Here is an 8,371-nt window from a genome sequence, read left to right as displayed (position 1 = left end):
CGCAGTGTCCCACCACCACGATGTAGTCATCATCGGCGGGGGCAATGCCGGGGTTTCGCTCGCGGCCCGACTGGGGCGTTACGGGGTGAAGAATATTGGCCTCATTGAGCCCAAGGACCATCACCTGTATCAGCCGCTGTTCTCCCATATTGCCGGCGGCCGGGCCCAGGTAAAGGAGGCCGTCCGCAGCCAGTCGTCAGTGACGCCCAAGGGGGTTGACTGGATTAAAGACAGGGCAATGGGTGTAGATACCAAGGCAAACACTGTTCTGCTGGAGTCGGGCGCCGCTGTGGGTTACGAGCACCTGGTTCTCTGCCCCGGGCTGCAATACCGGTGGGATGACGTGCCGGGCTTGGCTGAGGCTGTCAATTCACCGTATGGCGCATCGCACTACGAATTCGAGCTTGCCTCAAAATCCTGGTCGCTTCTGAGCAGTCTCCGGTCCGGAACTGTGGTCTTCACCATGCCATCAGGGCCCATCAAATGCGGGGGTGCCAGCCAGAAGCCGATGTACCTGGCCTGTGACTACTGGCGTGAACAGGGCGTTTTGGACAAGATCCGGGTGGTGATGGTGCAGCCTTACCCCACCGTGTTCGGCATTCCGGACGTGGACAGGGAGCTCGAGCGGAAAATCGCCGAATATGGAATTGAACTCCGTACCAACAGTGAACTGGTGGCTGTGGATGCTGCCGGCAGGATGGCGAGCATCCGCAACAACGTCACCAACACTACCGAAGAGCTGGGGTACGACGTCCTGAACGCCGTCCCGCCACAATCGGCGCCTGACTGGCTCAAAGCCACGGACCTCCCGGCCCCAGGGCAGGGGGACGGATTTGTTGATGTAGACACTGAAACGCTGCGTCACAAGCGCTATCCCAATGTATGGTCTCTGGGCGACGCTGCTGCCACCACCAACTCCAAATCCGGCGGGGCCCTGCGAAAACAGACCAAGGTGTTGGCGAAGAACCTCGTGGCGGCCCGCAAAGGCCTGGCGCCAACCATGAAATACAACGGATACTCGGTGTGCCCGTTCACTGTTTCCCGGCACACGGTGGTTTTTGCCGAGTTTGACCACAATTATGAGCCCAAGCCAACCATCCCCAAGGTTCCTACATGGAAGGAAAGCCGCTTTTCCTGGTGGGTGGACCGCAGCATGTTCCCCCAGGTCTACTGGCACTTGATCCTCAAGGGCCGGGCGTGAAGAGGGCGGTGCCGCCGAGCGTCCCAGGCCAGTGCTGCGCCGGCACCACGCGGGTCCATCACCCACGTGGTGCCGTTGTCGCCGTCCGCTAGGGCGTGGGGTTGCCTCCGTTGACGTTCAGCGTTTCGCCTACCACGTAACTGGATTCCGGCGAGGCAAGGAATACGTATGCCGGCGCGAGCTCTGCAGGCTGCCCGGCGCGACCCAGGGGAGTGGAGTGTCCAAATTCGGGCAAGGCCTCCTTGGGCTGGCCGCTGCTGACCTGGAGCGGCGTCCAGATGGGACCCGGTGCCACTGCATTGACCCTGATGCCCTTGGGGGCGAGCTGCTGGGCCAGTCCCTTGGTGAAGTTGTTGATGCTGGCCTTGGTGGTGGCGTAGTCAAGCAAGGTGGGCGAAGGATTGTAGGCCTGGATCGATGTGGTGTTGATAATGGTGGAACCGGCCGGCAGGTGGGGAAGGGCGGCCTTGGTCAGCCAAAACATCGCGTACACGTTGGTCTTCTGCGTGTGGTCGAACTGCTCGTCGGTGATGTCCGCCAGGTCTTCCTGCGCTACTTGCTTGCCGGCGTTATTGACCAGGATGTCTACCCCGCCCAGGACGGTGACGGCGGTATCCACCACTTCCTGGCACGTGGCGGAGTCTTTGAGGTCGCCGGGCACTTTGACGGCCTTACGGCCTGCGGCTTCAATGATGCCCGCGATCCGGTTTGCGTCCTCTTCCTCTTCGGGCAAGTAGGAAAGTACGACGTCCGCGCCCTCGCGGGCGAAGGCGATGGCTGTCGCCGCTCCGATGCCGGAGTCCGCTCCGGTCACGATTGCCTTGCGGCCCTCCAGCCTCCCGGTTCCGCGGTAGGTTTCCTCGCCAAGGTCCGCCTTGGGTGTCAAATCCGCATCCAGCCCGGGTTCGGGTTGGTGCTGTTTTGGCGGGGAAATCTGCTCGTAGGCGGTGACGGGGTTCCGGAACGTGTACTGATCAGTCATGGTGGTCCTCCAGATCTCTACGGGCAAACGTTTCTTTGGGTACATCGCGACAAAGCTAAGGAAGCTTATGAATCCACCCTAAGCATGCCCGTGTCCGTCTGCAAAGCCCGGATCTCGTCCGTTGCCGCTCCGCTGGCGGCTATCAGCCGCCGCTGCCTTTAGCGCCCGACGGCGGGAGGTCGCCGTCGGGCATCTGTTCCGTCGGCTCTGGACTGCTACTGGCTGGCAGTGCCGCTGCCGGGTCAATTGGCTCCTTATGGTGGAGTTGCCGCAGGGCCAACAACGGAAACAGCAGGACGGAGAGCATGCCGGCCCCCACCAGTGCGGAGGCGAACCCGCTGGTGATGAAACCGTGCTCCCTGCCGATGGTGGTCACGGCCACGATGATCGGCAGGCCTGTTGCCCCTAACAGCATGAGCGCTCGTTTGTCAGCCCGCGTGGAGCCTCGGGGTGCCGCCAGCAAGGACGGAATGCCGCGGATCATGAACAGGAGTACCAGGAACAAGGGCACCAGCACGAGGGTCGCCGGACTCGAAGTCAGCGCGCCAAGGTCAAAGTCAATGCCGGTATCGATGAAGAAGACCGGCACCAGGAATCCGAAGGCAATGGCGTCGATTTTTGTTTCAATGACTTTTCGGTCAGCCTCGGGAGCACGCGCTATGGTCACCTGCCAGAGCACGCCGGCAGCGAAAGCGCCCAGCAGCATGTCCAGTCCCAGGACCATGCTCAAGACAACCAGTGAGCTAAGGATCAACATAATGGATCGCATGGCAAACTGGCTGCTGGTGTGGAGGGTCCGGGTGACCTGTGCGTGGAAGAGGGTGTGCCGTGCCTTTGAAGCGAAGAAGATGGCCACGCCAGTCAGGAGCACGAACCCCAGCAACACCACTGATGCCATTCCCACGTGCTTCCCGCTGAAGAACAGCGAAATCGCAATCAGTGGTCCAAATTCCCCAACGGCACCCAGGGCGGCCACGGCCGTACCAATGGGTGACTTGGATTCGCCGGCATCGCGGATGATGGGCAGCAGGGTCCCCAAGGCTGTGGAGCACAGGGCCACTCCGATGATGACGGCGGCCTCCGGTGCGGGAGCCAGGACAAAGCCGGCGCCGATTCCTGCTGCCAGGGAGATGACCCAACCTGCCGAAGCGCGTCTTATGGGACGCCCCCTGATGGCGGTGAAATCTATTTCGTTTCCTGCAACAAAGAACAGCATGGCCAAGCCGAAATCTGCCAGGGTGTCTGTGAACGCTGTGGATTCGATCCACCCCAGTAGGCTCGGACCAAGCAGCATCCCCAGGGCAATCTCAAAAACCACGATCGGTACTTTGATCACACGGTCAAGCAGTCGGACGGCTATAGGGGCAACAACTGCCAACGCTGCGATCAGGACCAAGGACGCGGACAGGCCCTGCATCTCAGGCTCCGGGCCGTCCGGGCCATTCCTTGCCTGCCCACGGATCGTAGTCGGCAAGCAGTTTCTCCTGCGGCGGGCGTTCGCTCTCCGGAACGTGCTGAAGGTTGACCCGAACCCTGTACCAGAGCGAGCTTGATCCCCTCATCCCGTCAACAAGGACATCCGCGGGGTGTAAGTGGGGGACAAGGTCCGGGTGCCGTTCCTTCCACTCCTCCAGTGAGGCGAGAGCCTCGGGTTTTGTTTTCGTACGTGCCACCTCCACCAGTGGCATGGTGGACATCCGGCGGCCGGAGCCGTCCCCGCTCCGCGGAGCCTTCTCTGCGGGGCCCAGTTCGGCAGCCAAGGCCAGCAGAGCATCAAGTGAACCCGCGGCGTCGTCTATGCCCGCATGGGGATCGCCCGCATCGGCAAAGCGCCGGGGCACCGTGAGGACCGTGAAATCCTCCGGCCTGGCTGACCGTACTTCAGCCCAGGTCAGAGGTGTCGAGACGCGGGCATCGGGGAGTGAACGCACAGAGTAGGCGGAGGCAACGGTGCGGTCCTTGGCGTTTTGGTTGAAGTCCACGAACACGCTTTCGCCGCGTTCCTCCTTCCACCACCTGGCGGTAGCCATCCCCGGGGCCCGGTTTTCCACTTCACGGGCCAGGGTTTCGGCGGCGAGCCGAACATCCCGGTAGGACCAATATGGAGCGATGCGCACCAGGATGTGAAGCCCGCGCGAACCGCTGGTCTTCGGCCACCCCACCAAGCCGACATCGTCAAGAACGTCCTGTGCGACGTACGCGACGTCCACTATCTGTGACCAATCCACCCCGGGCATGGGGTCGAGATCAACGCGAAGTTCGTCAGGGTGGTCCAGGTCCTCGGCGCGCACCGGGTGAGGGTTGAGGTCGAGGCAGCCAAGATTCACCACCCAGGCAAGCCCCGCGGCATCCCGTATCACGGTCTCTTCAGCCGAGGTGCCGGAGGAGTAGTGAAGTGTAGCCGTGTCAATGAACGGGGGATGGTTTTCCGGCACGCGCTTCTGGAAGAACGGTTCATTATCAATGCCCTTGGGGAAGCGTTTGAGGACCATCGGCCGCCCGCCGGCTCCACGCAGCGCGCCGTCCGCCACCGCAAGGTAGTACTGGACAATATCGAGCTTGGTCAACCCGATTGCGGGGAAAACCACTTTGTCCGGGTTCGAGACTCGAACGTCGGCACCGTCGATGTCCAGAATCTCCGCCGGGGTCTTGGAGGGGCTCATGCGGTCACGCTAGCAACGAACGGCCGTCCCAGCCAGAGGTCCCGGAGGAAAAGTGCCCCGCCGCCTTTGCCAACAAGCAAATAATTTCACAACTGGCATTAAAAATAAAAGTAGGTATGGTGATGATAAAGCAACAACGAATGGAGTGATCGGAATGTCAGGAAAATCCCCTGATAGTGCAAAGTCGAAAAAGCCCGGAAAGACCATCCTGGAGAAACGGGCGGAAAAACGGGCCAAGACCGCCGGCAGCGAGAACATTTTCATCAAGCCACGGAAGAGCCGGCGATAGTTACGGGCCCGCCAAGTTGGAGGCGGGTTGGCGGTCACCTGCTGCCCGCCGCCAACCTCAACTTCGGGATGCCGACAATAAAATCGGCGGATTATTCTCACACTTATAAATTCCTTCATGAGACAAAAAAATTGCAGCTTGGGTTGTGCCTGCCGGAATTTCATTGCCAATTCGCATGGCGCACCTTGGGCAGGATCTTCAAGTACGCCGGAAACTGGTGCAGGGGAATGTGGAGACAATAAACGCCCCTTCGGGACCCTTTTGGCTGCGTGGCTGCCATTCAGCGGCCACAGAGCCAAGCCGACTATATTTGGCCATGTCAGCCCACCACCACACACTGAGGGAGTCTGCACAGTATGGCCAAGGAACTTGCCACCCAGCTCATCGAACAACTACAGGCTGCCGGGGTGCAGCGGATCTACGGAATCGTTGGCGACAGCCTCAATCCAATCGTGGATGCCGTGCGCCAAACCGGAGGTTCGGCGAAGGGAGGCATTGACTGGATCCACGTCCGCCACGAGGAGGCGGCCGCCTTCGCAGCCGCAGCGGAGGCACAACTGACCGGACGGCTTGCTGTGTGCGCAGGTTCCTGCGGACCAGGCAACTTGCACCTGATCAACGGGCTCTACGACGCCAACCGCACTGGAGCGCCGGTGTTGGCCATCGCCTCGCACATTCCCAGCAAGCAGATCGGAAGTGGTTTCTTCCAGGAAACCCATCCTGACCGGTTATTCACCGAATGCTCGGTGTATTCGGAATTGATCAGCACCGCGGAGCAGGCGCCAAGGGTCATGCACAGCGCCATCCAAAACGCCATTGCCCTCAGGGGAGTCTCAGTGGTCACCCTCCCGGGCGACATCGCCGGCCTCGAGGCCACGGCCCCCACGCCAGCGCCTGCGACGTTCAGGCCGGCCACTGTGGTGCCCCATCCGGCCAGCGTCCAGGACCTGGCCCAAGCTATCAACGACGCCGGTAAGGTGGCCATTTTCGCCGGCGCCGGTGTTGAGGGGGCCCACAGCGAACTCATGGCATTGGCCGAGCTCATCAATGCTCCCATAGGCCACTCGCTCAGGGGCAAGGACTTTGTCCAGTACCGGAATCCGTTCGACATCGGGATGACCGGGCTCCTGGGCTACGGCGCAGCGGCCGAGGGCATAGAAGATGCAGACCTCCTGATCCTGCTCGGTACCGACTTTCCTTATGATCAATTCCTGCCCGATACCCGGACGGCCCAGGTGGACCGGGCCGCCCAGCGGTTGGGCCGCCGGACCGACGTCGACATCGCAGTCCACGGCGACGTTCTGCCCACGCTAAAAGCGTTGCTGCCCCTGGTGCAGCCGAAGAAGAACCGCCGGTTCCTGGACCAGATGCTCAAGAAGCACGACCGCCTCATGAACAAGGCGGTAGGCGCCTACACGCGCAAGGTGGAGAAGAAGCAGCCGATCCACCCCGAATATGCTGCCTCCTTGCTGGACCAGGTTGCAGCCGAGGACGCCATCTTCACCGCGGATACCGGCATGTGCAACGTCTGGACCGCTCGCTATATCAACCCGTTGGGCACGCGGCGCCTGATTGGTTCGTTCCTTCACGGCTCCATGGCGAACGCCCTTCCGCACGCGATCGGTGCTCAAGTGGCCTATCCCGGCCGGCAGGTGGTTTCCGTTTCCGGTGATGGCGGCCTGTCCATGCTGCTGGGCGAGCTCATCACGGTCGCCGCGCACAAGTTGCCTGTAAACGTCGTGGTGTTCAACAACTCCACCTTGGGCATGGTCAAGCTGGAGATGCTGGTGGACGGCCTCCCGGACTTTGGTGTGGACGTCCCGGATGCCAACTACGCCGAGGTTGCCAAAGCGCTGGGCTTCCATGCAGTGCGGGTGACGGATCCGGCGGACATCGAGGGGGCGTACAGGGAGGCATTTGCGCATCCGGGGCCGTCGCTGGTGGAACTCATCACGGACCCGAACGCGCTGTCCGTTCCTCCGAAGATCTCCGGTTCGCAGGTCATCGGATTCGCTACCGCCATGTCCAAAGTGGTCCTGAACCGGGGAGCCGGTGAGGCCGTCAGCATGGCGCGCAGCAACCTGCGCAACATCCCGCGGCGCTGACTCACTGCCGGAGCGCGGCGGCGAGGTACGGGGCGGTCCGGCTGTGTGCGGAACGCGCGACGACGGCGGGCGGGCCGGTAGCGATCACCTCGCCGCCGGCGTCGCCACCGCCGGGCCCCAGGTCGATGACCCAATCGGCTTCGGCCACCACGTCCATCCCGTGTTCCACCACGATCACCGTGTTGCCGGCGTCGACGAGCCTGTGGAGCTGCTTCATCAGCAGCCGGACATCGGCGGGATGCAAGCCGGTGGTTGGTTCGTCCAGCAGGTACAGGGTGTGGCCACGCTGGATGCGCTGCAGTTCGGTGGCGAGTTTGATGCGTTGGGCTTCCCCGCCGGAAAGCTCCGTGGCAGGCTGTCCCAGCCTCAGGTAACCCAGGCCTACCTCTGCCAGGGTCTGGAGGCTTCGCGAGACGGACGGCAGATCGGAGAGGAAGTCCGCCGCCGCGCTGACAGTCATGTTCAGGACCTCCGCAATGTTCCGCCCACGGTAGGTCACTTCCAAGGTGGCGGGGTTGAAACGCGAACCTCCGCACTCCGGACAGGGGCCGTAGCTCCCGGGCAGGAACAGCAATTCCACCGCCACGAACCCCTCGCCCTGGCATGTTTCACAGCGCCCTCCAGCGACGTTGAAAGAGAACCTCCCGGCACCGAAACCACGGGCACGGGCGTCGTCGGTGGCAGCGAATTCCTTCCGGACACCATCGAAGAGGCCGGTATAGGTGGCCAGGTTGGACCGGGGAGTGCGGCCAATCGGTTTCTGGTCAACCTGCACCAGCCGGTCAAGCCGGTGCAGCCCTGACACAGTCGCATCTCCCGGGCCAGCGCCGGGCGAGTCGCCGTCCGTCGCATCCGGATGGAGTTCGGCCCTGACCACGTCGGCTAGGACCTGGCTTACCAGAGTGGATTTGCCCGAGCCGGAAACTCCAGTCACTGCCGTCAGCACGCCCAGGGGAAACTCCACACCCAGGCCGCGCAGATTATGCCGGCTGACCCCTCCAAGGGTTAGCGACTTATCCCAGGAACGCGGACCGCCCTTGGGTGCATTGCTGCCGTCGGAGAAAAGGAAAGGCCGGGTCACCGAATCCTGCACCTGTTCCAGCCCGGCTACAGGCCCGCTGTAGAGGATCT

At 62.3% G+C, this 8,371-nt stretch carries 6 protein-coding genes and 1 pseudogene; 2 read left to right on the top strand and 5 right to left on the bottom strand.

Going from position 1 to position 8,371, the window contains the following annotated elements:
- The first annotated feature begins 4 nt into the window (after nucleotides 1-4).
- Nucleotides 5-1,201 (top strand): FAD/NAD(P)-binding oxidoreductase, encoded by a 1,197-nt coding sequence (locus HP499_RS17145; RefSeq protein ID WP_172325417.1) that lies wholly within the window; start codon nucleotides 5-7, stop codon nucleotides 1,199-1,201.
- A gap of 88 nt (nucleotides 1,202-1,289) precedes the next feature.
- On the opposite strand, the gene HP499_RS17140 is transcribed toward HP499_RS17145, so the two are convergent.
- The 4 genes from HP499_RS17140 to HP499_RS17125 all read right to left on the bottom strand — a co-directional run bounded on the left by HP499_RS17140 (nucleotide 1,290) and on the right by HP499_RS17125 (nucleotide 5,305).
- The gene (locus HP499_RS17140; RefSeq protein WP_172325415.1) at nucleotides 1,290-2,183 is read right to left on the bottom strand and encodes a glucose 1-dehydrogenase; all 894 of its coding nucleotides are present in this window, start codon (nucleotides 2,181-2,183) and stop codon (nucleotides 1,290-1,292) included.
- 142 nt (nucleotides 2,184-2,325) lie between these two features.
- Nucleotides 2,326-3,600, bottom strand: coding sequence for a cation:proton antiporter (locus tag HP499_RS17135; RefSeq protein WP_172325416.1), 1,275 nt, complete (start codon nucleotides 3,598-3,600; stop codon nucleotides 2,326-2,328).
- 1 nt (nucleotide 3,601) lies between these two features.
- The gene (gene ligD, locus HP499_RS17130) at nucleotides 3,602-4,846 is read right to left on the bottom strand and encodes a non-homologous end-joining DNA ligase (protein WP_172325414.1); all 1,245 of its coding nucleotides are present in this window, start codon (nucleotides 4,844-4,846) and stop codon (nucleotides 3,602-3,604) included.
- A gap of 9 nt (nucleotides 4,847-4,855) precedes the next feature.
- Nucleotides 4,856-5,305, bottom strand: a complete 450-nt coding sequence (locus HP499_RS17125; RefSeq protein WP_172325413.1) for a hypothetical protein — start codon at nucleotides 5,303-5,305, stop codon at nucleotides 4,856-4,858.
- A gap of 186 nt (nucleotides 5,306-5,491) precedes the next feature.
- On the opposite strand from HP499_RS17125, the gene HP499_RS17120 reads away from it, so the two are divergent.
- Nucleotides 5,492-7,240: a pyruvate dehydrogenase gene (locus tag HP499_RS17120; RefSeq protein ID WP_172325412.1), complete on the top strand. Its 1,749-nt coding sequence runs from the start codon at nucleotides 5,492-5,494 to the stop codon at nucleotides 7,238-7,240.
- A 1-nt stretch (nucleotide 7,241) separates the two neighbouring features.
- Here the strand turns inward: HP499_RS17120 and HP499_RS17115 are convergent.
- Nucleotides 7,242-8,371 (bottom strand): annotated as a pseudogene (locus HP499_RS17115) (ABC transporter); the annotation flags it as partial.

The sequence above is a fragment of the Paenarthrobacter sp. CM16 genome, assembly GCF_013179505.1.
Taxonomy (GTDB): Bacteria; Actinomycetota; Actinomycetes; order Actinomycetales; family Micrococcaceae; genus Arthrobacter.
Note: the sequence above shows the minus strand (reverse complement) of the source record. Positions and strands in the feature narration are given on the sequence as shown.

Bases quoted from the DNA above. Each gene is read 5' to 3' on its own strand.
- HP499_RS17140 (WP_172325415.1), bottom strand. From the start codon at position 2,183: ATGACTGATCAGTACACGTTCCGGAACCCCGTCACCGCCTACGAGCAG.
- HP499_RS17135 (WP_172325416.1), bottom strand. From the start codon at position 3,600: ATGCAGGGCCTGTCCGCGTCCTTGGTCCTGATCGCAGCGTTGGCAGTT.
- ligD (WP_172325414.1), bottom strand. From the start codon at position 4,846: ATGAGCCCCTCCAAGACCCCGGCGGAGATTCTGGACATCGACGGTGCC.
- HP499_RS17120 (WP_172325412.1), top strand. From the start codon at position 5,492: ATGGCCAAGGAACTTGCCACCCAGCTCATCGAACAACTACAGGCTGCC.